1 protein-coding gene is annotated in these 1,255 nt (G+C 43.0%); it reads left to right on the top strand.

Features of this window, described 5'->3' with window-relative positions; translation table 11 throughout:
• Position 1: 1 nt before the first annotated feature.
• Entirely contained in the window at positions 2-1,186 is a 1,185-nt protein-coding gene (gene tuf / locus LIX50_RS09460; RefSeq protein ID WP_065265526.1) for an elongation factor Tu, read from the top strand.
• The last annotated feature ends 69 nt before the right edge of the window (positions 1,187-1,255 follow it).

The following is a 1,255-nucleotide window of genomic DNA, read 5'->3' as shown; positions in this document are numbered from 1 at the left end:
AATGTCTAAAGAAAAATTTGAACGTACAAAACCGCACGTAAACGTGGGTACAATCGGCCACGTTGACCACGGTAAAACAACTTTAACAGCAGCAATCACAACCGTATTATCTAAACACTACGGTGGTGCAGCTCGCGCATTTGACCAAATTGATAACGCGCCAGAAGAAAAAGCGCGTGGTATCACCATCAACACTTCACACGTTGAATACGATACAGCAACTCGTCACTACGCACACGTTGACTGCCCGGGACACGCCGACTATGTGAAAAACATGATTACTGGTGCGGCACAAATGGATGGTGCTATCTTAGTAGTAGCAGCAACTGATGGTCCAATGCCACAAACTCGTGAGCACATCTTATTAGGTCGCCAAGTAGGTGTTCCATACATCATCGTATTCTTAAACAAATGCGACATGGTAGATGATGAAGAGTTATTAGAATTAGTGGAAATGGAAGTTCGTGAACTTCTATCTCAATATGACTTCCCAGGTGACGATACACCAATCGTACGTGGTTCTGCATTACAAGCATTAAACGGCGTAGCAGAATGGGAAGAAAAAATCCTTGAATTAGCAAACCACTTAGATACTTACATCCCAGAGCCAGAGCGTGCGATTGACCAACCGTTCCTTCTTCCAATCGAAGACGTATTCTCAATCTCAGGTCGTGGTACTGTAGTAACTGGTCGTGTAGAACGTGGTATTATCCGTACTGGTGATGAAGTAGAAATCGTAGGTATCAAACCAACAGCGAAAACTACTGTAACGGGTGTTGAAATGTTCCGTAAATTACTTGACGAAGGTCGTGCAGGTGAAAACATCGGTGCATTATTACGTGGTACAAAACGTGAAGAAATCGAACGTGGTCAAGTATTAGCAAAACCAGGTTCAATCACACCACACACTGACTTCGAATCAGAAGTGTACGTATTATCAAAAGAAGAAGGTGGTCGTCATACTCCATTCTTCAAAGGTTACCGTCCACAATTCTATTTCCGTACAACTGACGTAACTGGTACTATTGAATTACCAGAAGGCGTGGAAATGGTAATGCCTGGTGATAACATCAAAATGACAGTAAGCTTAATCCACCCAATCGCGATGGACCAAGGTTTACGTTTCGCAATCCGTGAAGGTGGTCGTACAGTTGGTGCGGGCGTTGTTGCGAAAATCATCAAATAATAGATGTAGCGAAATAGTCTAAGAGACAAGTAAGAGAAAAGTGCGGTGAGTTTTCATCGCACTTTTTTG

Source organism: Haemophilus sp. Marseille-P9675 (genome assembly GCF_916862695.1).
Lineage (GTDB): Bacteria > Pseudomonadota > Gammaproteobacteria > Enterobacterales > Pasteurellaceae > Haemophilus > Haemophilus haemolyticus_K.
The sequence above is the reverse complement of the archived record's forward strand: the minus strand, read 5'-3'. Positions and strand labels throughout refer to the sequence as shown.

Excerpts from the sequence above, each read along its gene's own strand:
- tuf (WP_065265526.1), top strand. The coding sequence starts at position 2 with ATGTCTAAAGAAAAATTTGAACGTACAAAACCGCACGTAAACGTGGGT.